The organism is uncultured Maricaulis sp. (assembly GCF_963975345.1).
In the GTDB taxonomy this organism is placed as follows: Bacteria; Pseudomonadota; Alphaproteobacteria; order Caulobacterales; family Maricaulaceae; genus Maricaulis.
In genome coordinates this window covers 81624-107316 of the sequence record NZ_CAXBGE010000011.1, presented here as the reverse complement: position 1 = coordinate 107316, position 25693 = coordinate 81624, and the positions used below count along the sequence as shown (strand labels likewise).

Annotated in this window: 22 protein-coding genes; 14 read left to right on the top strand and 8 right to left on the bottom strand. The window is 63.0% G+C overall.

Going from position 1 to position 25693, the window contains the following annotated elements; translation table 11 throughout:
* Nucleotides 1-43: 43 nt before the first annotated feature.
* Nucleotides 44-748 (bottom strand): VIT family protein, encoded by a 705-nt coding sequence (locus AAC029_RS12730; protein WP_339748361.1) that lies wholly within the window; start codon nucleotides 746-748, stop codon nucleotides 44-46.
* A 109-nt stretch (nucleotides 749-857) separates the two neighbouring features.
* Between AAC029_RS12730 and AAC029_RS12725 the strand changes: the two genes are divergently transcribed.
* The 9 genes from AAC029_RS12725 (at nucleotide 858) to AAC029_RS12685 (ending at nucleotide 8254) form a co-directional block, all read left to right on the top strand.
* Nucleotides 858-1943, top strand: a complete 1086-nt coding sequence (locus AAC029_RS12725; protein WP_339748359.1) for an aromatic ring-hydroxylating dioxygenase subunit alpha — start codon at nucleotides 858-860, stop codon at nucleotides 1941-1943.
* Between the two features lie 4 nt (nucleotides 1944-1947).
* On the top strand, nucleotides 1948-3267 hold the full coding sequence (locus AAC029_RS12720) for an amino acid permease (RefSeq protein WP_339748357.1): 1320 nt from the start codon (nucleotides 1948-1950) through the stop codon (nucleotides 3265-3267).
* 83 nt (nucleotides 3268-3350) lie between these two features.
* Nucleotides 3351-3716: an STAS/SEC14 domain-containing protein gene (locus AAC029_RS12715; RefSeq protein ID WP_339748355.1), complete on the top strand. Its 366-nt coding sequence runs from the start codon at nucleotides 3351-3353 to the stop codon at nucleotides 3714-3716.
* A 9-nt stretch (nucleotides 3717-3725) separates the two neighbouring features.
* On the top strand, nucleotides 3726-4397 hold the full coding sequence (locus AAC029_RS12710; protein ID WP_339748353.1) for a DNA-3-methyladenine glycosylase I: 672 nt from the start codon (nucleotides 3726-3728) through the stop codon (nucleotides 4395-4397).
* Between the two features lie 134 nt (nucleotides 4398-4531).
* The gene (locus AAC029_RS12705; protein ID WP_339748351.1) at nucleotides 4532-5125 is read left to right on the top strand and encodes a hypothetical protein; all 594 of its coding nucleotides are present in this window, start codon (nucleotides 4532-4534) and stop codon (nucleotides 5123-5125) included.
* A gap of 97 nt (nucleotides 5126-5222) precedes the next feature.
* Nucleotides 5223-6167 (top strand): rhodanese-related sulfurtransferase, encoded by a 945-nt coding sequence (locus tag AAC029_RS12700; RefSeq protein ID WP_339748349.1) that lies wholly within the window; start codon nucleotides 5223-5225, stop codon nucleotides 6165-6167.
* Nucleotides 6164-6802 (top strand): glutathione S-transferase, encoded by a 639-nt coding sequence (locus AAC029_RS12695; RefSeq protein ID WP_339748347.1) that lies wholly within the window; start codon nucleotides 6164-6166, stop codon nucleotides 6800-6802. The genes AAC029_RS12700 and AAC029_RS12695 overlap by 4 nt, the downstream gene beginning before the upstream one ends.
* A gap of 92 nt (nucleotides 6803-6894) precedes the next feature.
* Nucleotides 6895-7632, top strand: a complete 738-nt coding sequence (locus AAC029_RS12690) for a carbonic anhydrase family protein (protein WP_339748345.1) — start codon at nucleotides 6895-6897, stop codon at nucleotides 7630-7632.
* Nucleotides 7633-7798: 166 nt separating this feature from the next.
* The gene (locus tag AAC029_RS12685) at nucleotides 7799-8254 is read left to right on the top strand and encodes a GFA family protein (RefSeq protein ID WP_339748343.1); all 456 of its coding nucleotides are present in this window, start codon (nucleotides 7799-7801) and stop codon (nucleotides 8252-8254) included.
* Nucleotides 8255-8266: 12 nt separating this feature from the next.
* On the opposite strand, the gene AAC029_RS12680 is transcribed toward AAC029_RS12685, so the two are convergent.
* From AAC029_RS12680 to AAC029_RS12670, 3 genes are all read right to left on the bottom strand, one after another.
* Nucleotides 8267-10414, bottom strand: a complete 2148-nt coding sequence (locus AAC029_RS12680) for a penicillin acylase family protein (RefSeq protein WP_339748341.1) — start codon at nucleotides 10412-10414, stop codon at nucleotides 8267-8269.
* A gap of 115 nt (nucleotides 10415-10529) precedes the next feature.
* Complete coding sequence (locus AAC029_RS12675) at nucleotides 10530-13745, bottom strand: amidohydrolase family protein (protein ID WP_339748339.1); 3216 nt, start codon at nucleotides 13743-13745, stop codon at nucleotides 10530-10532.
* Between the two features lie 116 nt (nucleotides 13746-13861).
* Nucleotides 13862-15472 (bottom strand): SulP family inorganic anion transporter, encoded by a 1611-nt coding sequence (locus AAC029_RS12670; protein WP_339748337.1) that lies wholly within the window; start codon nucleotides 15470-15472, stop codon nucleotides 13862-13864.
* A 240-nt stretch (nucleotides 15473-15712) separates the two neighbouring features.
* On the opposite strand from AAC029_RS12670, the gene AAC029_RS12665 reads away from it, so the two are divergent.
* Nucleotides 15713-17194, top strand: a complete 1482-nt coding sequence (locus tag AAC029_RS12665; RefSeq protein ID WP_339748335.1) for an exopolysaccharide biosynthesis polyprenyl glycosylphosphotransferase — start codon at nucleotides 15713-15715, stop codon at nucleotides 17192-17194.
* On the opposite strand, the gene AAC029_RS12660 is transcribed toward AAC029_RS12665, so the two are convergent.
* Complete coding sequence (locus tag AAC029_RS12660; protein ID WP_339748333.1) at nucleotides 17191-18393, bottom strand: cellulase family glycosylhydrolase; 1203 nt, start codon at nucleotides 18391-18393, stop codon at nucleotides 17191-17193. The two genes, AAC029_RS12665 and AAC029_RS12660, sit on opposite strands and share 4 nt — an antisense overlap.
* Nucleotides 18390-19469, bottom strand: a complete 1080-nt coding sequence (locus AAC029_RS12655; protein WP_339748331.1) for a GNAT family N-acetyltransferase — start codon at nucleotides 19467-19469, stop codon at nucleotides 18390-18392. The genes AAC029_RS12660 and AAC029_RS12655 overlap by 4 nt, the downstream gene beginning before the upstream one ends.
* Nucleotides 19470-19632: 163 nt before the next feature.
* Here AAC029_RS12655 and AAC029_RS12650 point away from each other — a divergent pair, with 163 nt between their 5' ends.
* From AAC029_RS12650 to AAC029_RS12635, 4 genes are read left to right on the top strand one after another with little or no spacing between them, the layout of a single operon-like run.
* The gene (locus AAC029_RS12650; protein ID WP_339748329.1) at nucleotides 19633-21090 is read left to right on the top strand and encodes a lipopolysaccharide biosynthesis protein; all 1458 of its coding nucleotides are present in this window, start codon (nucleotides 19633-19635) and stop codon (nucleotides 21088-21090) included.
* The gene (locus AAC029_RS12645; protein WP_339748327.1) at nucleotides 21087-22031 is read left to right on the top strand and encodes a glycosyltransferase family 2 protein; all 945 of its coding nucleotides are present in this window, start codon (nucleotides 21087-21089) and stop codon (nucleotides 22029-22031) included. The genes AAC029_RS12650 and AAC029_RS12645 overlap by 4 nt, the downstream gene beginning before the upstream one ends.
* Nucleotides 22031-22798: a polysaccharide deacetylase family protein gene (locus AAC029_RS12640; RefSeq protein WP_339748325.1), complete on the top strand. Its 768-nt coding sequence runs from the start codon at nucleotides 22031-22033 to the stop codon at nucleotides 22796-22798. The genes AAC029_RS12645 and AAC029_RS12640 overlap by 1 nt, the downstream gene beginning before the upstream one ends.
* Nucleotides 22795-23742, top strand: coding sequence for a glycosyltransferase family 2 protein (locus AAC029_RS12635; RefSeq protein WP_339748323.1), 948 nt, complete (start codon nucleotides 22795-22797; stop codon nucleotides 23740-23742). The genes AAC029_RS12640 and AAC029_RS12635 overlap by 4 nt, the downstream gene beginning before the upstream one ends.
* Here AAC029_RS12635 and AAC029_RS12630 read toward each other — a convergent pair.
* A complete protein-coding gene (locus tag AAC029_RS12630) occupies nucleotides 23739-25001 on the bottom strand; it encodes an O-antigen ligase (protein ID WP_339748321.1) in 1263 nt (420 codons plus the stop codon). The genes AAC029_RS12635 and AAC029_RS12630 overlap by 4 nt on opposite strands.
* Nucleotides 24998-25627 carry a hypothetical protein gene (locus tag AAC029_RS12625; protein WP_339748319.1) on the bottom strand — a complete coding sequence of 210 codons (630 nt, stop codon included), beginning with the start codon at nucleotides 25625-25627 and terminating at the stop codon, nucleotides 24998-25000. Before AAC029_RS12625 ends, AAC029_RS12630 begins: the two co-directional genes overlap by 4 nt.
* Between the last annotated feature and the right edge of the window lie 66 nt (nucleotides 25628-25693).

Here is a 25693-nt window from a genome sequence, read left to right as displayed (position 1 = left end):
GATTTTCTGTGTCAGCGGGAGTGGTTGTCAGGATTCGACGCCCTCACGCCGCAACGCCAAACACCGTCCCGATCGCCGCCGTCACGCCCATCGCGACTGCACCCCAGAAGGTGACGCGCACGGTGGCCTTCACGATGTCGGCGCCGCCAATCCGGGCGCTCACGCCACCGAGACCGGCGAGGAAGATCAGCGAGGCAATGGCGGTAGCCGGTATGGTCCACGTCTGTGGTGCCAGAACGGCGGTGAGCACCGGCAACGCTGCGCCGGCGGCAAAGGTTGCCGCGGAGGTCAGTGCGGCCTGGATGGGCTTGGCAGTCGTCAGCTCGGAGATCGCCAGCTCATCGCGAGCATGGGCCTGCAAGGCATTTTTCGCCATTAATTGCGTCGTCACGGCCTCAGCGAGTTCCGGCGTCAAGCCGCGCTGGACATATATCCCGGCCAACTCGGCGTGCTCGGCGGCGGGATCTTCGGCCAATTCCTTGCGTTCACGGGCGAGATCAGCCTGTTCAGCGTCCGATTGCGAGCTTACCGAGACATATTCGCCGGCCGCCATTGACATCGCGCCGGCCACGAGCCCGGCCGTGCCGACAACGAGAATTTCCGCCGGCCCTGTATTGGCCGCGGCAACGCCGACGATCAGGCTGGCGGTGGAGACGATGCCGTCATTGGCACCGAGTACACCGGCGCGCAGCCAGCCAATCCGGTCCATGCCATGGCGTTCCGTGTGGGCGAATTTCGAGCGACGCATGCGGTATCCCTTCCAACCCTCCTCGACGCGCGAACCCTAGGCGAGCCTCCGCCAACCGACAATCGTCAAATCCCTTGCGGCCACCGACTGCCAGCCCTAACGTCCTGCAATGAGCGACGGAATCTCCCGGACATCGACCGATCCAAGACTGCAGACCCGTCCGCTCGCGCAAGCCTCGGCGCTCTCCCCGGACTTCTATGCCGGCCATGACTGGCTGGCGGTCGATCAGGTGCAGGTGCTTGAGTCGGGCTGGCAGATATTGTGTCCCGCTTCCGCTGTGGCCGAGCCGGGCGATCATGTCGTTCGGGAAATTGGCCGCGTGCCGGTGCTGGTCGTGCGCGGCAGCAACGGCGCGCTCAATGGCTTCGTCAATGTCTGCCGCCATCGCGCCGGACCGCTGGCCCTGTGCGACGGCAAGGGCGCCAAGCGGCTACGCTGCGCCTATCACGGCTGGACCTATGACCTCGACGGCCAATTGCGCACCGCGCCGGAAATGCAGGACGCGCAAGACTTTGATCGCGCCGGCATCCGCCTGGCTCCGATCGAGCTGCGCCAGTGGCAGGGCATGGTATTCGCCCGCGCTGGCTCAGACGGTCCGGATTTCGCCACCGTCATGGCCGGGATCGATGCCCTGGTTGCGCCCTATGATCCGGTCGGCATGCGCCATCACCATAGCCGCAGCTACACGGTCGCCGCCAACTGGAAGACTTATGTCGACAATTTCCTCGAAGGCTATCATCTGCCCTTTGTGCATCCCGGGCTGAGCGGCATCGTCAGCTATCCACAATACAAGACCGAGCTCGCGGATTTCTGGTCACTTCAGCGCGCGCCGGTGAGTGATCCCGATGGTCTCTATGCCGATGGCGAGGCGCTGTATTTCTTCATCTATCCCAACACGATGCTCAACATCCTGCCGGGCCGGATGCAGAGCAATCGCGTTGTGCCGGATGGACCGTCGCGCTGCCGGGTCGAATTCGATTTCTATTACGCGCCGGGGTTTGAAGCGATGGCGCCAGCCGATGACCGCTTTTCCGACGAGATCCAGGAAGAAGACCGGCTGATATGTGAACGCGTCCAGCACGGGCTCGATAGCGGCGCCTACCAGCCTGGGCGCTTGTCACCCAGTCAGGAGGCGGGCGTCTGGCATTGGCAGAATTTACTGCGCGAGGCCTATGCCCGCGCTTCGGGGGAGTAAGGGCATGGACAACGCAACGGATGAGGCGTCAGCGCCGCGTACAATCGGTTTTTGGGGCGCTTGGTCGCTGACGGTCGGGGTGATGATCGGCTCGGGGATATTCCTGCTGCCTTCGGTCATGGCGCCCTATGGCCTTATGGGCTTCAGCGGCTGGGTTCTGACGGCTGCAGGATCCATCCTGCTGGCGCTGGTGATGAGCCGCCTCGCCTTGCGCACGACGCGTTCGGGCGGGCCCTACATCTACGCACGAGAAGCCTTTGGTGATTTGCCCGGCTTTCTCGTCATCTGGGGCTATTGGGCCTCCTATTGGATCGCCATCCCGACCGTCGCCATCGCCTTTGTCGGCTATCTCGCCGTCTTCTTCCCCGCGCTGGACGGGGCACCGATCGCCCAAGCCGGCGTCGCGCTCGGCCTTATCTGGCTGCTCGGCCTGGTCTCGCTGCGCGGGGTTCGCGAAGCCAGCCTGGTCCAACTTGCGATGACCGTGCTCAAGCTCCTGCCAATCCTGGCGATTATCGCCTTCGGTGCCGTTGCCGGCCATGTCGAGAACCTGCCGGAACTCAATCCGTCGGGCGCGCCGTTCATCTCGGTACTCGCCACCACGGCGCTATTGACGATGTGGGCCTTTTCCGGCCTCGAATGCGCCACCATCCCGGCCGGCGATGTGCGCGACCCGCAAAAGACGATTCCGCGCGCCACCATGGTCGGCACCATCACCGTCGCCATCGTCTATATCGCCTCCACCGCCGCGGTAATGCTGTTGGTGCCGGCCTCCGACCTCGCCAACTCGACCTCGCCCTTCGCCGACGCGGCGCGCGGTCTGGGCCCCTGGGCCCCGAAAGCGATCGCCATCGGTGCCCTGATCTCGACAGCAGGTTGTCTCAACGGGCTGATCTTCATCTCCGGACAATTGCCGATGGCCGTCGCCATCGACAAGCTCGCTCCCAAGGCCTTCGCCAAACGCAATGCCGGCGGTGCGCCACATTTTTCGCTGCTGGTTTCGCTGGTCCTGGCCTCCGCCCTGCTGCTGGCAAATTTCTCCGGCGGGCTGATCAAAACGTTCGAATTCCTGTTGATGATGAGCACGGTGACCATGCTGGCGCCGCTCTTCGTCAGCGCGCTGGCCGAACTGCGCCACTCCTGGGCCTCGGCCCGCTCCTGGGCGATTATCGCCATCCTGGCCTCGCTTTATTCCGCTTTCGCCATCTACGGCTCCGGACTAAACGTGATGATGTGGGGCGTGGTGCTGTTGCTGGTCGGGCTGCCGGTCTATGTGCTGGGCCGTCAGCGCGCTGCGACAATGTCGCCCGATCCTGCGGGCTAACATGATCGCATCGGCGGGCGTATGATGGGTCTATCACCCGGCGGCGCGAGCCGCCGGGTCCATCCGGCACGAGGAGACGCATCATGATCGAACAGCTTGAAGGTTTCACCGATGATATTCTGGCCATCCGCATCAGCGGCAAAGTCACCGTCAATGATTACCGCGATCGCCTGATCCCGGCGGCACTCGACAAGATGGCGCGCCATAAATCGCTGAAAATCTATTGCGAGATTGGCGAGGATTTCGCCAGCTACACCGCCGGAGCCGCATGGGAAGACCTCAAACTGGGGATCAGTCATTGGGGCGATTTCGGCAAAGCCGCAATCGTCACCGATTCCGGCGGCATCCGCACGGCGGTGACCTTGTTTGCGCCCTTCTTCCACCACCCGATCCATCTCTATTCCAACGCCCAGGCCGCGGCCGGAAAGAGCTGGATCGCAGAAAACTGACACGAGCCCATGCGAAAATTCGACGACATCTTCGCCATAGCGGCAGAACGCAAGGGCGGGCCCGACGCGCTGGAGGCCCTGCTCTCCAAACCGCTACCCGCCGCCGAACTCGCCGCCATCCCGGATGATCGCTGGTTGTCGATGATGGCGAAATGCCTGTTCCAGGCCGGTTTCCACTGGAAGGTAATCGAGGCGAAATGGCCGGGCTTCGAGACCGCCTTCGAGGGCTTTGATCCGCCGCGCGTGGCCTTCTACGGCGATGAAGAGATCGACCGCCTCGTCTCGGACAAAGCCATTGTCCGCAATGGCGCCAAGATCATGGCCGTGATCGAGAATGCCCGCTTCCTGACCGATCTCACCGCCGAGCATGGCAGCGCCGCGAAATTCTTCGCCAACTGGCCCGACGATGATTTCATCGACCTGATGGACGTCCTCGCCAAGCGCGGCTCAAGACTGGGCGGCGCGACCGGCCAGCGCGTCATGCGCTGGATGGGCAGGTCGAGCTTCATCCTGTCGCAGGATGTTTGCGCCCGCCTGATTGCCGAGGGCGTGGTCGCCAAGCCGCCAACCTCGAAGCGCGATCTGGCCGCGGTGCAGGCAGCGTTTAATGTCTGGCAGGGCCAGTCCGGGCGCTCGCTGACGGAGATCAGCCGGGTTTTGTCGATGAGTGTGGGGCCGTAGCAAGCCATTTTCAACGCATTGAAATTGGCTGATTTTGTTAGGCAGACGCCCAGAGACCATCTACCGATACATCAATAGGGAAGGCACGGGACATTTTCCTGCGCCTCCGGTTTCATCCGACACCTGGAGACGACATGACCCCGAACCGCCCCGGACCATCGCGCCTGCGCACCATCGCCCTGTCGCTCGCAACCGCCGCCCTGGGGGCCACCGCCCTGAGTGCCGCCGCCCAGGCCCAAGACGAATATATCTGGGTGCGCCAGAGCACGGCGCCAGCCGATGCGGTAACCCCTCAGGGCCGGACGGACCGCGCCCTGTGCCGCGCCACCGATAATCAGGTCAATTCCGGCTCTCGAGGGAGCTATTTTCTCGGATGGTTTGACGGCACGAATTGCCTGAGCGAGTCTTCTGGCAATGTGGAGTCTTTCCCGGCCGCTTCGACCCGGATCGAGTTTCTGGTTCCAACGCCGGGTCACTCCACGCATTGGGTCGAGATGGGGGGGCGCGCCCGGCCTGATTGGCACACCGACGCGCTGTCCGGAGGCTATAGCGAGTACGGGCACCGGGAGCTGCACATCTGCAGCGTGGGCGGCGGCACCGGCTCCATGCGATGGGGAATGGGCGGGGGCGCCGGGTATAGCTATTGCGCGGCCGTCGCCCCGGAGCACCCCGGCGGCAATCCGCCGATTTATAAGCTGGTTGGCACCATCGTCTCGATTTACGACTAGGTCGGGGCCAGCGCCGGAGCGGAGCTTCCGCAGCGCGGGACTCCGCTCTGGTGCCTGAACTTGCTATAGCAGCGCCTCACCCACCGGACCCGCGCCCATGCCCCGCTTCACTGTCGCCGCCTTCTATAAATTCACCCCGCTGGCCGGGCTCGATGCGCTGCAGGCGCGGCTGAAACAGGTCGGCGAAGCGAATGCGATCACCGGGACGATCCTGCTCGCCTCCGAGGGCATTAATGGCACCCTCGCCGGCACAGCCGAGGGCATCGCCACCATGCTCGATGCGATCCGCGACCTGCCCGGCTGCGCCGACCTCGAGCACAAGGAGAGCTGGGCCGAGGAACAGCCCTTCCTGCGGCTAAAAGTGCGGCTCAAGCGCGAGATCGTGACGATGGGCATTCCCGGCGTCGATCCCAATGCGCTGGTCGGCTCCTATGTCGACCCGAGCGATTGGAATGATCTGATCGCCTCGCCCGATGTCGTCACCATTGATACGCGCAATGATTACGAGGTGCGGATCGGCCAGTTCGAGGGCGCGGTGAATCCGGAAACGGTGAGCTTTCGCGAATTTCCCGACTGGTTCCGCAAATTCCGCGAAACCCGGCCTGAGGCGCGCGTGGCGATGTATTGCACCGGCGGCATCCGCTGCGAGAAGGCAACCTCCTTCGTGAAGGCCGAGGGCATCGACGAGGTCTTCCATCTCAAGGGCGGTATCCTGAAATATCTCGAGACCGTACCCGCAGAAGAGAGCCTGTGGCGCGGGGAATGCTTCGTGTTTGATCGCCGCGTCGCCGTCGTGCACGGGCTGGAACAGGGCACCCACACGCTGTGCCATGGCTGCCGCGAACCCTTGGGACCGGAAGACCTGCGCTCGGACAAATTCGTGCCCGGTGTCTCCTGCCCGCATTGCCATGACCGCATGACGGATGCCGACCGGGAACGCTTTGCCGAGCGTCATCGTCAGTCACAATTGGCGGCGCAGCGCGGCGAGAAACATCTCGGGCGCGTCTATGAGGACGAGGCGAGCGAAGCGGAAACCGGATGAGCATCGCCCTGCCCGTCCTCTATTCCTTCCGGCGCTGCCCCTATGCGATGCGCGCCCGGCTGGCGCTCGCGGCCAGCGAAACCGAAGTCGAACACCGCGAAGTCCTGCTGCGCGACAAGCCCGCTGAAATGCTCGCCGCCTCGCCCAAGGGCACGGTGCCGGTTCTGGTCCTGCCCGATGGAGCGGTCGTCGAGGAGAGCCTCGACATCATGCGCTGGGCGCTGGCGCGCCATGATCCCCGCGGCTGGCTGGCGCCGGGCGATGCGATGTTCGAACTGGTGGCGCAAAATGACGGCCCGTTCAAACAGGCGCTCGACCGATATAAATACCCCAATCGCTATGAGGGCGAAGACCCGTTGGCAAACCGCGCCCGCGGGCTGGAAATCCTCACCGGGCTCGATGCGCGACTGGCCAGCTCCACCTTCCTGTGTGGCGAAGTGATGAGCCTGGCCGATGCCGCAATCTTCCCCTTTGTGCGCCAGTTCGCCCATACAGATCGCGACTGGTTTGCGGCGCAGGCCCTGCCGCACCTACAGGCCTGGCTCGCCGGCCATCTCGCCTCGCCGATTTTTGTATCGGTTATGAAAAAATACCCCGTCTGGCAGGCAAACCGCGAGGGCGAGGCACATCGTTAATAGTCGCTCCATAATACCACGTGTAGTTTAGCGCTCGATCAGACTTTCGCCCGGCGGCCGCAATGGTGCCGCACAGCCTCAGGAGATATCCCTTGAATCGTATCTGGCTACCCCTCGCCCTCGCCGCCTGCGCCGCCGCGCCCGCCCAAGCCCAACATTGGGGCTATGACGGGCATGAAGGGCCGGAAAACTGGCGGGAGATGAGTGAAGACTGGGCTGTCTGCGCCACAGGGCAGCAGCAATCCCCGGTCAATCTCACCGACGCCCTGGAAGCTGATTTTGCCGCTGCCGCAATCGATTGGGCCGATGAGACCGCTGGCGTCGTGGTCGATAACGGCCACACCGTGCAGGTTAATGTCGAGAATGCCGGCGGCGTGACGATTGGCGGGACCTTCTACCGCCTGCTGCAATTTCACTTCCACGCCGCCAGCGAGCACACGATCAATGGCCGCCACGCGCCGATGGAAGTGCATTTCGTGCACCAGTCCGAGGCCGGCGATTTGGCCGTGATTGGCGTCATGGTCGAGCGCGGCGACAGCCTGGCCGCCCTCGACTCGGTCTGGGCCGCAATGCCCGCCGATAGCGACGCCTCGCCGGGCATCGCTGCCCGCGTGCATCTCAATGATTTCCTGCCCACCGATCAAGCCGCCTTTCGCTATCAAGGTTCGCTGACGACACCGCCCTGCAGCGAGATCGTCTCCTGGACGGTGCTAACGCATCCAGTCACGGCCACGCCCGAGCAGATCGACTCTTTCGAAATGCGTCACCCGGACAGCTTCCGCCCGGTTCAACCGCTCAATCGCCGCTATGTGCTCGTCTCCGACGAGTAGAAAATCGCGATCACTGCAAGAAAGGCCCCGGGCATTTGCTCGGGGCTTTTTTGTGCCAGCCATTCGCCTGATCTCAAAGTGCGGCTCGGGACATATTGCGGATGGCACGGCCTCATTGGGGTGTGTAGGGTTTGAGCGCACGCCCCGCCGTTCCGGAGATTGAACAATGACCACGCCGAAATTGCCGCTTCATGGCGCCTGCCGATGCGGCGACGTACAGGTCACGATCAGTGAACCGCCTTTGATGACGGCCGCCTGTCATTGCACCGGGTGCCAGAAAATGAGCGCCAGCGCCTTCTCGATCACCGCGATGGTGCCGCCAAAAGGCTTTGCCGTCACCAAGGGCCAGACCCAGCGCGGCGGCCTCGGCGAGGGTCAGCTGGACCACCAATTCTGTCCGCGCTGCATGACATGGATATTTACCCGCATCAGCGGGCTGGACTATTTCGTCAATGTGCGCCCGACGATGTTCGAGGACACATCCTGGTTCGTGCCCTTCATCGAAACCATGACCCAGGAGAAGCTCGCTTGGGTGACGATACCGGCTCGCCACAGCTTCGAAGCTTTTCCGGCCATGGAAGATATCCCGACACTGATGGCCGAGTTCAGCCAGACCGCCTGACCGCATGCCGGCTCAGCGCGGCTCGCCGGGCCGATAGCCGCCCTCGCGGACCGTAGTGTCGAGCGTGCGCCATTGCTCAGCGGCAAAGAGCGGCGCCTGGTCGGCATAATGCGGCGACGTCTCGTCCAGCGTTGCCGAGCCGAATTGAATGATCGCTTCGGCGTGCTGCGTGCCGTCAGCGAGCCATTCCACCAGCATGATCGAGGTGTCGCCGGCGGCGGCGACCAGTTGGCCGTCATCATTGAGATCGTGTGAGCTGGAATAAACCGCGCGCAACACGTCCGGCCCACCGCCGATTGGAATATTGACCTCACCGCGCACCAGCCGGTTGACCTCACCCCATTCAGGGTCGAGCCGGTCATAATGCGCCATCAGCTCCCCCGCCGCTGCGCGCAACGCTTCGACCGGGTCCATCAGCCAAGGGTCATCCGTGTGCAGATTGCCGATACAGCGCACCGCCACAAGCACGCCGAGGGCCGCTTCACGATTGCCGGTATCCGTCGAGAGGTCCCAGCGCCGCAGCACGGTCTGGGCTTCGGTCATCGCGGCATCGCCGGTGAAATCCTCATCGAGCAATTCGGTGACCAGACGCGCGACCGGCGATTGGGCGGAATAGGTCTTGTCGAACTTGATTTCGAGCAGACCATCGCGACTAATCTGGCCCTGCGCCCGCAACAATTCCAGCCCGCGCCAAGCACGGTTGGAATAGCGCGGCTGGATGCCGAAGGTGGGCGAATAGCCGGCCGGATCGATATTGTCGGCGAGCGTCGTCGCATCGAAAGGTGTCTGATTGGCCGACAGTAGCCAACCGCTGGCCGGGTCGGTGTAGATCGGCATGGCAGTGAGCGGCAGATATTCGTCCCAGATCAGCTCCGAGCGATCACCGGGCAGGTATTGCAGCCAGTCATAGCCCTCTTCACGCACTGGCATGCGCGCATTGTAGACATAGGCAATATGGCCCTCGCGGTCGGCATAGACGGCGTTGAGCGAAGAGATGGCGTTGATATTCATCGCCGCCATCCAGCTGTCGAAATCGGTGGCGCGATTCATCGCATACCATTGTTCGACCTGGCCGATCTGATCCATGCCGGAATAGCGGATGGCATAATCGCCATGCGGTGTACGCACGACGGGACCGTGGCGTGACCACCACAAATCGCGCGTCACCGTCCAGCGGATCGGTCCGAAAATGCGCACCGTGATACGCGCTTCTCCATGTTCAAGATCAAGCCATTCGCCGTCGAGCCGGTAGCGGTCGCCATCGGTATCGAGCACGTAGACATCGGCGAGATCGGGATGGTTGACCGTATGGGCCCAGCCGAGATCGCGATTGAAACCGTGCAGGATCAAGGGCGCCCCCGGGAAAGTGGCACCGTCCATGTCCCAGCCATCCTCGGAGTGCAGGCGGGCCTCATACCAGGCCACCGGCCCGGTATAGGGCTGGTGCGAATTGATCATAAGCCGCGTCGCGCCATCGGCGGAGCGTGAGGGTGCGATGGCAAAGGCGTTGGAGCCAAAAGGCAATTCGGCCTGCTCCAGAAAGCGAAAGGCCGTCTCGCTCGATCCCATCGACACCGTGCGCTGCCGCTCATCGGCGAACAGTTCGGCGATATCGGCATCGAGGCCATACATGAAAGGCGTGCGCAGCACGAAGCCGGCGACGATGTCCTGCCCGGTGACCGGCATTTCATGGGCCCAAACTTCGGACGGATGTTCGGACGCATAGAGATTGAGCCCGGCGGCATACGCCTCGACCAAGGCGCGGGTGGCCGGTGCAAGATCGGTGTCGTAGCGGCTCTCGACGGTTTGCGCGATGCGCAGCAATTGCACGACGTAATCGGTCGGCGCGGCGTCGCTGCCCTGATAGCGGGCGAGATGACCGCGCGCGGCAACAAGCGTCGTTTGCAGCGTCGCCCAGTCATCCTCGGCTTGGGCATAGCCGAGCCCGAAGGCCGTGTCAGGATCGTGGACGCCATAGATTTGCGGCACGCCAAACTCGTCGCGAACAATGCGCACCGAATAAGCCTCGGCAGCGGACCGCGCCTCGCGCTCAAAGTTCTGCTGATGTAGCCGCCCCGGCGCGAATATCCCGACCGGTCCTGCCACAGCGAGCAGGATGACGATAATCACGGCCATACGCCGCCGCTTTGAAAATGGCATGAGTGATCCCCTTTGCCGCAAGTTTAGCCCAGCGCGGGCAGACGGCAATGGGGCAAGCACGCATAAAAAAGGGCGCTCCGGAGACCGCCCCTTTTCATGCCGGATGTGACCAGACCTATTCCCAGAAATAGGGCTGACGCTGATGATCACCGGTGACGGTCTCATTCATGGTCTCGGCATCGTAGAGACGGCCATTGAGCATCACGAAATCGATTTCGTCCGTATTGCCGATATCCTCAAGCGGATTGGCGCGCATGATCACCAGATCAGCGAGCTTGCCAACCTCGAGCGAGCCGAGATCGTGATCAAAGCCCAGATGGCGTGCCGGCATCACTGTGGCGGCCCGCAGAGCCTCCAGCGGAGTCCAACCACCACGCACCAGCGACCACATCTCCCAATGCGCCGCGAGGCCTTCTTCCTGGCCATGACCGCCGATGACGACATCGACACCACGTTGCATCAAGAGATGCGCGACTCGGCCATTATCATCATCAACGAAATCCGATTCCGGCGCCGTGGTGCGGCGGACCGAACTGGCCGCCAGCATGGAGGGCGGCACGTGCCGCGACAGGATCGGGTGTAGCCAGACATCCGTCGCCTGGCGCCAATACGGATCACCAGCGAGACCGCCATAGGAGACGACCAGGGTTGGCGAATAGGTGACATGGGTCTGGGAATACAGGCTGAGCACGTCCTCATAGATCATCGAGACCGGCAGATTGTGTTCCAGTGAGGAATTGCCGTCGGCGATCAGCGACATATCCATATGATAATTGGAGCCGCCCTCCGGCACGACGAGCAGGTCCGCTTCCATCGCGGCGGCGACGACCTGCTGACGCTGGTCACGGCGGGGCTGGTTATAATTCTTGATCGAAAGGGCGCCTTGCGCCGCCAGGCGGAACACATGCTGTTCGGCATCATCGAGACTGTTGATTTCGGCATAGACCGATGGCGCGCGGGCGCCATAGACGATCTCACCGCTGGAATAGATCCGCGGCGCAAGCAGTCGGCCGGCCCGCTCGTATTCGCTCGCGGCAAAGATATGGCTGGCCTGGCTCGACGGGTTGTGGACCGTCGTGACCCCGAAGGCGAGATGGGCGATATCAGACCAGTTCTGCTCGGGAATGATATCGTCTGTGCCTTCCGGTCCATGGGCGTGGGAATCGATGAAGCCCGGCGTAATCGTATGCCCGGAGACATCAACCACACGGGCGCCTTCCGGCACCTCGAGATCGGCGCCAACCGCCGTGATGCGATTGCCGTCGATCAGTATGGTGCCGTTCTCGATCACGCCGCCATCATCATCTGCCATGGTGATGATACGCGCACCAACCAGGGCTGTGAGCCCGGTTGGGTGGTCGGCCGTGACCGTCATCGACAGATTGACGCCTTCGGTCGGCGGGGTATAGCCCTCACCGTCTTCAGCATTCGGATCGGGACGGAAATCCTCGATCCGGGCCGAGTAGAAGACCGGCCCCATACTCCAATTGACCTGCTGGCCGCCATCACTCCAATGGAAATAAGTGCCGCCATTGCCCGACAGCTCCGTTGTTGGCAAGGCGCCGCTGGTGCGGCTCTCACCGACCGATTGCGGACCGGGTAGAAGCGGGCTGACGAAGACATCGTAATTCTGGCGGTAGGCGACATGATCGCCCGCTGGCGAGACTTCGTATTCAGTCACCAGTTCGCCGGTGGCATGAACGCGCTCATTGGTGCCATTCAGATCCATTGAAACGAGCGAGGTGCCGTCACCGCCGCGGGTGACAAAGACGCGGTCATTGCGGTTGGCAAATTGCGGATTTTCGCCGTCCTCGGTCACCAGCGACATCGCGCCACCACGCGCAGGGATGGTGTAGATGCCCGGCGCTTCCGACCATTCCGGAGCGGTCAGATAACCGCCCGTGCCCTTTTCGAACACGATGGTCGAGCCATCGGGCGAGAAGCGTGGCCGGCGGTAATGGCCCGGCTCGGAGGTGACCACGGTCTCGCGGCCTCCGCGCGCCGAGATCGTGCGGATCGAGCCGAGCGTCTGGTCATCCCAGGTCACGAAGGCGATGGTGCGGCCATCGGCCGACCAGGTCGGAAAGAGCTCGCGGCGATCACCATTATTGCCGGTCAGACGGCGTGGAGCCGCGTCACCCGACGCATTGCGAACCCACAATTGGCCCAGGCTTTCAAACACGATCTGGCTGCCGTCCGGTGAGGCGGTGGCAAAGCGCGGCATGCGGGTTTCAAACGTCGTCGGAGCGACCTCAACCTCGGGCCGGGGTGGATCAACGATATCGCGGGTGTCGTTGACGGAGAATGGAATGTCGCTGATCGTACCGGTGGCCAGATCGACGCGGTGGATATGGCCGCCGGCCCAATAGACGATTGATTGGCTGTCAGGCATCCAGTCCATATTCGGATACATGCCGGTAACGCCCCAGGTTTCTTGCATGTCCTGATCGAGATTGCCGACCAGACGGCGTTCCTCGCCGCTGTGCAGATCCTTGATGTAAAGCGTCGACTGGATGCGCTCACGGCGCACGAAGGCCATGTAGCGCCCGTCCGGTGATGGCGTCGGGCGCACCGCGCCGCCAGCCCCGTCAACCGCCGTCGAGGTCTCGCCGGTCTCCATGTCATAGCGCAGGATATCGAAGATATCGCCGTTGGAATCCTGGGCATAGACGAAGCTGTTACCCGGCGTCGTGTTCATCGTGTAATAGACATAGCGCCCATCGGGCGAAAACATCGGCTCGCCGAGCTCTTTCTGGAAGTTCTCGTTGGGCCGGTCGACGAGGCGCACGCCGTCGCCGCCGAGCACGTGATACATCCAGATTTCGCCGACACCGGCCGAGCGCTGGGTCGTGTAATGCTTGCGCGCCGCGATATAGCGGCCATCCGCGCTCCAGGTCGGGTTATTGAGCAGGCGGAACGTTTCATGCGTCAGCGCGGCGGCATTGGAGCCATCAGCATTCATGGTCCAGATATTATCGCCGCCCCCGCGATCCGAGGTGAAGGCGATACGGCTGCCATCGGGCGAGAAGCGCGGCTGGATTTCCCACGGCATGCCGGAGGCGATATTGGTCGCTTCGCCGCCGGTCACCGGAATGGTGTAGATATCACCGAGCAGATCGAAGGCGATGGTCTGCCCGTCCGGGCTGACATCGAGGCTCATCCAGGTGCCTTCGGTGACATTGAGCGGCACCTGGCGCATCTCAAGCCCGGGATTGGCGACATCCCAATCGGCGGAGGCCGCGTCGTCCGCCGCCTCGGCGTCCTGCCAGGCCAGGCCAGGCGATGTACACAGAATGGTCGATGCAGCGAGTGCCAGCAGGTATCGGGTCATTTTGCCCCCCCAAAGAGTCCAAAGATCAAGGGGGAGACTAGAGCGCCCGCACCAAAGCGACAAACTAACGGTTCTGTAACACGGGCAGAAACCGAGAAAGACCGAGTGTCCGCTCGCTAGTGAGCGCCACCCATGCGACCGAGACGAACCTGATAATCAACCGCCAGCGCATATTCCGGGTCATCATCAGCATCGACCATCAGCTGGCCGGCGCGGGTGAGGAGCTGGTGGCAATCATGGCTTAGATGGCGCAATTCCAGCTGTTTGCCGGCGGCGTCATACTTGGCCGCCAGATCCTCGATCGCCTGCAGTGCCGACTGGTCGACAATGCGCGATTCGTTGAAATCGACGATTACACGCTGCGGGTCGCCCGCGATGTCGAACAATTCCATGAAGCCGGTCGCAGAGCCGAAGAAGAGCGGTCCCTCGACCTTGTAGACCCGGGCGCCCGCTTCATTGGTCTCGGTGCGGGCATGGATGCGCGACGCCGCGTTCCAGGCGTAGAACAGCGCCGAAACGATCACGCCGACGATCACCGCGACGGCGAGATCACTATACACCGTCACGCCGGTAACCAGCAGGATGATGAAGGCGTCATTGCGCGGGATACGGCGCAGCACGAGAATGCTCTGCCAGGCAAAGGTTCCGATCACAACCATGAACATGACGCCGACCAGGGCGGCGAGCGGGATCTGTTCAATCAGACCGGAACCGAACAGGATGAAGGCCAGCAGGAACAGCGCCGCCGAAATGCCGGACATACGCAGGCGTCCGCCCGATTTCACATTGATCATCGACTGGCCGATCATGGCGCAACCACCCATGCCGCCGAAAAAGCCGGTGACGATATTGGCCGCGCCCTGGGCGACACATTCACGCGAGGCCCCGCCACGCTGACCGGTGATTTCGCCGACCAGGTTGAGCGTCAGCAGGCTCTCGATCAGGCCGATTGCCGCAAGGATGAAGGCATAGGGTAGGATAATTTCGAGCGATTCCAGATTGAACGGCATGGCCGGGATGTGAAACTGCGGCAGGCCGCCGGCGATCGAGGCGAGATCACCGACGCGCGAGACGGGGATGTTGAAACCAATCACCAGCGCGGCGACGATGCCGATTGCCACAAGTGGGGCCGGGATGGATTTGGAAATTTTCGGCCAGAACTGGATGATGCACATCGTGAGTATGACGAGGCCCAGCGTCAGCATGAGCGGCATGCCGGTCATCCAGACATGCTCGCCGGTCTCGTTGACGATCTTGAACTGGTCGAGCTGAGCCAGGAAAATCACGATGGCCAAGCCGTTGACGAAGCCGAGCATCACCGGATGCGGCACCATGCGGATGAATTTTCCCAGCCGCAACACACCGGCGGTAACCTGGATAATCCCCATCAACACGACGGTGGCGAACAGGTATTCGATGCCGTGCGTCGAGACCAGATGCACGATGACCACCGCCAGCGCGCCAGTCGCACCGGAGATCATCCCCGGACGTCCGCCGAAAACGGCCGTGATGAGGCCGACGATGAAAGCGGCATACAGACCGGCCAGCGGCGGCACACCGGCGACGAAGGCGAAGGCCACCGCTTCGGGCACCAGCGCAAGGGCAACCGTCAAACCGGCCAGAAGCTCAACCCGGATCCGTGTCGGGCTCAGCTCCGGCCCATCGCCGCGATTGAGGACAGTTGCGGCGACGCGTTCCGCAAACACGGCAAGGGGAGATTGGTTCATCAGATATATCCATTCGGTGTCGGCGCGCCGTCGCGCGCAGGCCAGTCGGGGCTTTTATGCTGCGCCGCAGCAAAACACCAGCCCCGATTTTGTCTGGACCGCGCCGCGTCAAGATTTCGCTAACCACGCTTCTCAACGGAATATTGTGTTCATTGCGCTAGCTTGACGGCTTCGAAGAGAGGTTTGGCCTTGGAATACTCCAACTCACGACGTCAGCCGCAAAGCGGCCCAGCCAACGACATGACCGACGGTGTCCGGCCGGTCATGGCTGATGCGGCCGCTCTCACCCGCGCCCACATGCGAGCGCAGGCCCGAGCACCGCAACACCGCGTCAATCGCAAGGCGCTCGGTCATTTGCTGCAGACCATCGACGTCCTCGCCATTGCCATCATCAGCACGGCGGGCGCCTTCGCGGTCGCCGGCGGCGCGGTCAACCAGGTGCCAGCCGGCGAATTGCTGCCGCTGGCCGCCTTCGCCATTCTGACGCCGGCGCTACTGATTTTATTCGGCCTCTACAAGATCGATCCACGCGGGATCGTGATTTACCGCGTGCTGACCGCCTTCATCGCGGTCGGATTGAGCGGCGCGGCGATTCTCGCGCTGGCGCATCTGACAGCCCCACGCACGGTCGATCTAATCGCCGGCTTCGCAATCACGGCGACGTCTGCGGTGACGCTGCTGCACATCATCTATGCCGGGTTTATCGAGCATTGGGCCAAGGCTGGCCGGCTCGCGCGCAATGTCGTGTTGGTGGGTGCGACGGTCAATGCACGCAAGCTGATCGCCGCCAACAAGGGCTCGGGCACCGTCAATGTCGTCGGCATTTTCGACGACCGCAAGGCGCGCAGCCCGTCACAGCTCGCCGGGGCGCCCTATCTGGGCGATACCGATGATCTGTTCAATTGGGGTACTTTGCCCGATGTCGACCGCATCGTTTTGACCGTGACGCCGAAGGCAGAAGCGCGGGTTCGCATCCTCTTATCCAAGCTGCGCGCCCTGCCACAACCGGTCTGCCTTCTGCTCGATTTGGATCATTTCGATCCCGACACGACCAGTCTGGAAGACGTGGTCGGGGTACAGGCAGCACGGATGAGCGGTTTTGAGGAACGCATCGGCCATCTGATTGCCAAGCGCTTGCAGGATATGATCTTCGCTTCGATCATGTTGATCGGCCTGTTGCCGATCATGTTGGTGATCGGCTTGGCGGTCCGGCTGGAAAGCCGCGGGCCGGCCATTTTCCGCCAGAAGCGCGAAGGCTTTAACGGGCGCATGATCACCGTCTATAAATTCCGCTCGATGCGGCACTCGATCGAGCGGGACACGCAGACTGTGCGCCAGGTCGAGTTTGACGATCCGCGCGTCACGCGACTGGGTGGCTTTTTGCGCCGTACCAGCTTGGATGAATTGCCACAATTGTGGAATGTGCTCGGCGGCGAGATGTCGCTGGTCGGTCCGCGCCCGCATGCGCCGGGGATGCGCACGGGCGGCACCGAAACTTCCAAACTGGTGGCCGAATATGCTCACCGCCATCGCGTCAAACCCGGCATTACCGGCTGGGCCCAGATTAATGGCTCACGCGGTCCGCTACATTCGCCCGAAGCCGCCCGCGAACGCATCAAATGGGATGTCGATTATATCGCGCGCGCCAATTTCTGGTTCGATCTGGTGATCATGCTGCGCACCCTGCCTGCCCTGCTCGGCGACAAGCTGAATATCCGCTAGCGGCGCAGCAGTGACGACGGCCGCAGCCGGTTGCGTCCCCACAGATCGCGCAAAGTTCCCAGCATAGGAGCATCCGCCACCGGATTGACCGCGTCGGGATCGGATCCGTAGGCCGGGTTGAACATGTTTTCGCGGTCTTCATAGACCCGCCAGCCACTATCCCAGCGGAACATGGCCCAGCCGGCACCGGCCCGTTCCAGCGACACAGCCCGTCGCTGTAGATAGTGCGCCGCCTGCGGTGCCCAGCGCGCCACACCAAACTCACCCATCATCCAGCGCGCTGCATCGGGCGGCATGAATTCCGCTTCGCCGCGTTCAAAATCAATCCCGGCATTGCGTGCTTGATGCGTATAGCCGCGCGGACTGTAATCATGCACCGCCAGCACGATGCCGGGGGCAGAGTTCAAATCCAGCAGCTGGGCAAAACTGCTATGTCCAAAGCCGTCCGGATTGATCAGGATCGGGGTCTCGGTGTCATGTTCGCGGATCACGGCCGCCAGCCGCCGTGCCAGCGCCGGCCAGTCGGCCGGTGTGCCGGCGACCTGCTCGGCGAGCAGTTCCGGATCCCATTGATCCAGATCACCGCCATCGGGGCCGGGCGCCGCCTGATTGGCGTTCGGCTCGACCATCAACAGATAACCAGCGACATTGGCGCGGTCGCGGAAGCGTTCCGCAGTCCGGCGCCACATCATGTCCCAACCGTCATGCGCCTCACTCGATGTCCAGACATCATCATTGATCATTGAGGCGGGAAACCAGCTGCCGGCATCCTCACGATGGAAGGTGAACTCGCTGCGTCCCGGTCCGGTACGAAATCCGATCACGACATACAGGCCGGCCAGCTCGCAGCGGCGCACGAGATCATTGAGGTGGTCCTCGACCGCCAGATCAGGCTCATAGGGTGCCCATTCGGCGACCGTGCCGGGATGGGACAAGACGACCAGATTGGCGCCGCTGGCAGACAGTTCACGCAAGGCCGCATCGGTCACCGGCACGCCCACCGCACCAGAGCCGAGAAACTCCCTGCCGTCGAGTTCGGGGAAAACCCGGCGCTGAGCCAGCACGGCGCCGCGCAGATGCGGGCCGGTGGCGTTATTCCATAATTCCAGCCGGCTGGTCTGGGCCCGGGCGCAACCGGGCAGGCCCATGGAGGCGAGACCGGCGGCGGCGAGAACAGAGCGGCGGTTGGGTCCGGTCATAGCGCGTAAAACCCGCTGAGACGGTCAATTTTGCGCATCAGCTTGCCCGGCCATGCCTTGGCCGGACCAATCGGTGCCGTCTCGGCCGCACGGCTCAGGGCCTGGCCAGCATCGCGGGTCGCGCGCAAAAGCGACGGGTTGGCGATACAGCCGCGGGCCAGACCAATCTGATAGCTCGACAGGTCGCGTTTGAACTGGAAATCGCCCGGCCCGAGTTCGAGCGCAACATGTCCCTTGGCCGCGGCAGCCCGCGCCGCCTCGGTCAACAACAGGACACCGGCGCTCAAGCGGCCATAGTCGGCGTGATAAGCCGGGAACCAGTAGTGCGACAGCCGGTCGCTCTCCATGCCGATATGCACCGAGACCAGCTGATCACCCACATAGAGCGAGGAACAGGAGCCAGAGAAAAACTCACCCTTGCGGCGCAGCACGGCCTTGAGGAGATCGCGGGTCCAGGCGACGGAAAAAACGTTGAAGACATTGGTCGCGGCGTATTGCTGCCCCTTCCATTCCATCATCCGGTCGAAGGCTTCCGGACTAGTCTCCTCCATCACATAGCGATGACCGCGGTCGAGTTCCTCCAGTTTGCGGCGGCGGCCACGCAGGGTCCGTATCGCCTTGGAATCGACCTGGCGGCGGCGCTCCTCCCAAGCGTCATAGCCTTCAGACAGATCGAGCATCCAGGACGCGACGATCTCATCAGCATTGTTGAGAAAAGACGTCTGGCTCGACAATCCGGCATGGAAGGCAAATAGCGGCAGCCCCGCCTTGCGCAGGACCTCATGCAGATCCAGCTCGATCCCCGGTTCGGCGATCACACCCTGAACATCGCCCATCGGCCCGGCCAGGGGCCGCGCATAACCAAGTTTGCCAGTATGCAGCGGCAGGAATCCGACGATCTGCCCGGCGCGGCGAACAATGAGGACGCGCGTGTCATCGCGGGCCTCTTCGCAGCATTGCGCAAATTCCAGCGCAAAATACGGACTGGCGAGCGCCGAATCGGCCGCGACGAAGGCGCGCCAAGCCTGAGATTCGGCTTCCGTCAGCTCACTGGGCCGTTTTGATGCAACATCCATAGACTTGATTCCGCTTATATTTCCGGCCCGTCCGGGCCGTCCCCACTGCCTTGATAGCGCACCAGCCCTTATCGCAGGGTGAACGTCTGCGATGGCGGCGACAATCCCCTTTCGGGCGGCACTCATCTTGCAAGCTTCGCGTTATAGGCGAGTGGAGCGTTTCATGCTTGGACGGCATCTTCTGGGATATCTTCCCGTACAACTAACCCAAGCAATTGTCGGCTTCGGCGGCGTGGCGATTTTCACGCGTCTGCTCTCCGCCGATGACTATGGTCAATACGCGCTCGCTCTGGCCGCGCTCTCCCTGTTTCATATGGCGAGCTTCACTTGGCTGGAGGCGGCGATTGCGCGCTTCCATGCCCGTGCCGAAACGCGTCGCCGCCTCGCCGATCATCTCGCGACGGCCTATGGCATGTTCGTGCTGATGGCCCTGGCGGGCGCGGTTCTGATTATCACGGCGCTGGTCTTCCTGCCCTTTGACATGCGGTTGAAGACCGCCCTCGCCTTCGCCGCCGTGGCGCTGGTGTTGCGGGCCCTGTTGCAAATTGGCCTGGTCACGCATCGGGCCGCCGGTGATATCGGCCGCTTTTCCGCGCTCGAGGCGGGCTATCTCATGCTCGGCTTCGTGATTGGCGTCGGTATCATTTTCACCACTGATCTCGGTGCCGCCGGCATTTTCATGGGTTCGGCCATCGCCGCAGCCGTCGCACTGTTCGTCGATCTGCCGGTGATGCTGCGCCGCGCGGCCTCGGGTCGCCGTCAGGTCGTGCGCGCCCAAGTCTATGCCCGCTATGGCGCGCCCGTCTCCGCTTCGCTGGTGTTTGAAGAATTGCTCTCGGTCGGTGACCGCTTCCTGATCGCCGCCTTTCTAGGCCAAGGCGCAGTGGGCATGTATGCCGCCGGCTACGGCCTGGCTGATCGCCTGCTCGACATTATCTTCATCTGGTTCGGCGCTGCCGTCTGGCCACTGACGATCAAGGCCCTGGAGAGCAAAGGCGCCGAAGCCGCCCGCGAGGTCGCGGGCCGGGCCGCCGGGCTGATGGCCCTGGTCGCCTTTCCCGCCGCCGCCGGTCTGGCGCTGGTCGCCGTGCCGCTGACCACGATCATCATTGGCGAGAATCTGCGTGAACAGGCAGCGGTCATCCTGCCCTGGATCGCTTTGTCCGGCCTGATGAAGGGGATGATGACCTATTATTTCCACGAAGCCTTCACGCTCAAGCGCCGCACTGCCAGCATGGCCATCATCATGGCCGGTGCAGCCCTGCTCAATCTTGGCCTCAACCTGGTCTTCATCCCGATGTTCGGGATTGCCGGCGCCGCTGCGGCGACGGTGATCGCCTATTTTATCGCCTTGCTCGTCTGCGCCTGGCTGGGCCGGAAACATTTCCCGCTGCCCCTGCCCTGGAATGACTGGTTGCGGGCTGCTGCGGCAACCGGGGTGATGGCGGCTGCCGTCTATGCCCTGCCGGCCATCGAGTCGGCATGGTTGATGCTTGTCGCTCAAGCGATGACGGGCGGCATTGTCTATGTCGGCTGCGCCCTGCTCTTCAATATCTCGGACTGCCGCAGCTGGCTGGCCGATGCACGTGCACTGATCAAACCGGCGGGGGCCCCATCATGACCGATCCATCACAGACGCAATTCGCCGAACTGGCCAATACCGCCTGGCAAAGATCCGACCGGACGACACTGTCCATCCTGGTGCCCTTCTATCGCGATGATCCGACGGCACTCGCCGCTGCGCTCAATCCGCTGATCGGCGTACGGCGCGATATCGAGATCGTGCTGCTCGATGATGGCTGTCCCGATCCGGCGCTCAACGAAGCGGTGGCGCGCACGATCCGCGCCTTGAGTGCTCCGGCCCGATTGTTGAGCGCGGCGCAGAATATCGGCCGGTCCGCCGGCCGCAATCTGCTGGCGCGACAGGCCCGTGGCCGCTGGTTGCTTTACCTCGACGCGGATATGCAGCCCGGCGATGACGAATTTCTGCAAGCCTATCTCGATCGCATCGAGCTGGATGATTTCGACGCGGCCTTTGGCGGCTATGAGACCATCGAACCGGACGATGAGCGCTATCAGCTTCATGCCGTCCTCGCCCGAACCAGTGACGAGAAGAACGCCGCCGCCCGCGCTCTGATCGGGCCAACCGCCTATTGCTCCAGCAATCTTCTGGTCCGCGCCAGCGTCATGCGCGGCGTGCCGTTTGACACCGGTTTCACCGGCTGGGGCTTTGAGGATGTTGACTGGGCGGTGCGCGCTGCGCGCCATCATCAACTGATCCATCTCGACAATCCGGCGCGCCATGCCGGGCTGCAGACCACCGACTCGCTGTTGCAGAAATTCCGTGACGGGGCGGTCAATTACGCCCGTCTGCTGCACAAGCACCCGCATCTGGCGGTGCTGCCTGGAGCGCGTGCCGCCCGCACGCTCGGCGCCATTCCCTTCCAGCGTCTGTTACGCGGACTTTGGGCGCGTGTGGCCAATAGCGAGAACCTGCCGGTGCGGCTACGCACGGCGGCTCTAAAACTCTGGCGCGCCAGCTGGGCTGCGGAGGCCATCTGATGAACGCACCCTACCAGCCTGCCAGCGGCCTGATCGCCAAATTCTCCCGCCGCTGGGCCCGGATGGCCGCACGCGCGCCGCTCAGCGTCGATCTCGACCATGGGCTCGTCAGCTTCAGCTTTGACGACTTTCCGCGTTCCGCGGCCACGACCGGCGCAGCGCTGCTCGAGCGTCATGGTTGGCGCGGCACTTATTACGCTTCGGCCGGTTATGCCGGCACCGACACCCATCACGGACCGATGTTCGATGGCGATGATTTGCAGCGCCTGGCGGATGCCGGCCATGAGATCGGCTGCCACACCCACAGCCATCTCGACGGATCCAGCGTCGGCGAAGCAGAATTGCTCGCCGATATCGAGCGCAATGAGGCGGGCCTGCGCGCGCTGGGCTATACCGGCCCGCTCGACAGCTTCGCTTATCCCTATGGCGTTGCGACTCCAGCGGTCAAACGCATCTTGAGTGACCGATTTCGCTCGCTGCGCGGCATCGAGGCGGCGATCAATCGTGGGCCCTGCGACCGCAATCTGCTCAAATCCGTTCCCGTCGATGGCGGCGAAGCGGGCATTGCCCGCGCGATTGAAGCGGCCGAAGCGCTGATTCAGGATCCAGGCTGGCTGATCTTCTATCTCCACGATGTGCAGGACGAGCCCACTGAATGGGGCTGTACGCCGGAGCAATTGGCCCGGGTTTGCGACGCTGTCGAGCGCAGCGGTGCACGGGTCCTGACTGTGTCTGAAGCGATGACCGAAATGGGGCGCAGCCAATGACAGTTTCAGTCGTAATCCCGACCATGCACCGTCCCGAGGGCCTGCGCGTCACCATTCAGAGCGTACTGGCGCAATCGCGGCGGCCCGAGGAAATCATCATTGTCGACAATGCCCCCGATGCCTCGGCGCGTTGTATCGCTGACAATGCCCGCGCTGTCGCGCGTTGCCCGGTGATTTATGTGCACGAACCTGAGCCGGGTGTTTCCAATGCGCGCAATGCCGGCTTTGCGGCCGCGACCGGACGCTATATCGCCTTCCTCGACGATGACGAAATCGCCTCCGTCGACTGGCTCGGTGCCTTGCTGGATACGGCGCAGACGCTTGATGTCCCGGTCGTATTCGGCCCGCTTCGCGCCGAGGTCGACGCACCGGACAGCCTGCCCGGCCAACTCGCGGCGCGGCTTTATTCGCGCGCCGGTCCAGCGACCGACAGCTTGCTTCACGAGCCCTTCGGGAGTGGCAACTCACTAATCGACCGCGCCGCCTTCCAACTGCCGGATCAGCCCTTCGACCCTGCGCTCAATCAGATCGGCGGCGAGGATGATGCCTTCTTCGCCCTGCTCGCCGCGCAAGGGGCCCGCTTCGGCTGGTCCGCCCGCGCGAAAGCGGTCGAAGTGGTTGGCACCGCGCGGACCGGTTGGTCCCACCTGCTGGCGCGCAGCTTTGCCTTCGGTCAGGGCGCGACACAGAATTGCGCCCGCCCGAACGCCATTAATCCGGCGAGGATTGCCTTCTGGATGGCCGTCGGCCTGGCCCAGATGCTGGTTTACGCCCCGCTCGCCCTGCTGGCCTTGCCTCTGCGCCCGAAACTATCAGTCAAAGCGTTTGACAAGGCAGTACAAGGCGTCGGGAAATTATTCTGGTTCAAAGGTCTGGAGCCGAAATTCTATGGCCAAGCCGGCACGCCTGCGGCCCACAATCCGAGCGGCGTCGGTGCCGGCTAGCGCTCGCGCCGTTCAGCCAGTTTAGCGGAGGTGGCGACAAACATCACCCAGCCGAGCGAATTTTGGTGCACCAGATTGCTTTCGCTGATTGAGACCAGCAGGATCATCGAGATAAAGCCCAGCGCCCAATAGGTCTCCGGGCCGTTGAAAATTCGCCCGACCGCGCGCAACAGCGCCTGAAAATACACCAAGGCCGTCATCACGACGCCGGGAATACCGATCGCCAGCGCGATCTCGATCCAGCCATTATGCGCCGTCGGCACGTCCCAATGGGTTGCCTGCCGAACCCAGAACACGGGTCCGTTCTCGGCGGACCAGAAGGCCATGTAACCATAGCCGGTCCAGGGCACGGTGCGAATCTCCTCGATCAGAACGCCCCAGATATCGGTCCGCCCGGTTAGGGTCGCATCACGCCCGAGCGCTTCCAGCGCCTCGACCGGGGCGACCAGCATGATGGTCGCAATCGTGATACCGCCGGTCAGGCCGAGAAAAATCATCAGCGAGGCAAAGCCGAAGCCGCGCCGGCACAAGGCGATCCCGATCGCCAGGCCCGTGCCCAGCAGGCAGGACAGCAGCGCGGTTTTCGACGTCGAGAGCAGGACCAGTGCCACGCACATCGCCGTACAGCCGGCCCAGAACAACCAGTGTTTCGGATCAACACGGATCGCCGCCAGTCCGCTGACCACACCCCAGGCCATCACGCCGCCGAGCGTGTTCTTTTCCCAGAACACGCCCTTCCAGGCACCGGGGTGAACGACATGATCGACGCCCATGGCCGGTACAGCCAGTGCCATGAAAGTGCTGGTTAGCCCGAGCAGAGCGAAAGTCGTGGCGATCAACAGGATCATCTCGCGCCAGGACCAGCGCGAGGCTATCCAGAGACCGAAACATGCACTCATGGCCAACGCAAAGGTCCGCCGTATCGTCACGTCCGGTGCCACCGACCACATCACCGAAACCGCCATCAGCGCGATCAGGCCAACCAACAGAAGATTATTGCTCAGAGTCCGCAGGACAGCGCCGGGCCGTGCCAGCATCAGCAGGATCGTCAGCCCGTAGACCGGCAGCCACATCAATCGCAGGATCACCGAGGTCTCGTCGCTTCCGGACGGCGCAAACAGCGGACCGATCAGCGCTTGAGAAAATAGAAACAGCCCGACAACCGTGAAACCGGCTTCGGCAAAACGCACCGAACGCAGGCCGGGTGCCTGGCGCAAAACGCTCAGGAATAACGGCTCGCGGGCGGCGATCGGGCTCATGCCGCACTCTGGAATCGATCCGTCCGATTGAGGATCAGACCGGCAACGACACCGCCGCGCGCCTCGATCGCGGCCCGGCGGGCCAGAATTCCCGCGCTATTGGGATCGCGGGCATCCGCAACAAGAATCACGCCATCAAGATCGGCCGCCAGGCTGAGCGGTGCCTTGGAGTTACTCGGTGCATCAATGATCGCCAGATCGATCGCTTCGCGCACGGCGGCCCAGTATTCGGGCGCAGCGCGCAAGCCAACCTGCTGCACAGCATCGGGCTCGCTCTGTAATTCAGTCACAAACAGATTGGCGACCACCGATTGACGCGCCACGATCCGGGCCCGTCCGGTGCCGGTTTTCAGCGACCAGAAGGGCTCACGCCCAAGCGCGGCGTCGAAGACCGGCCCTTGTGCGTGCGCGGCGCGGGCCTGGGCATTGTCAGAGAAATCAAGATCATAGAGCCAGACACCGCGCTGCGAGCGCAGCGCCGCCAGCCGTGCCAGTTCGCGTGCGACCGTCGAGGCGCCGGCGCCGGGACGCGAGCCCATCACCATCAGCGCCCGCCCCTGACCGCCCGGTCGGGCAATCGGTTCGAGCTGATCGATCAGCTGGGACAATTCGGCCGTCAAATTCATGGGCTGGTTCACATCCGTCGCGATTCGATGAGTCGTCGCGGCAGCTTGCGGCAAACGGAGTTAACG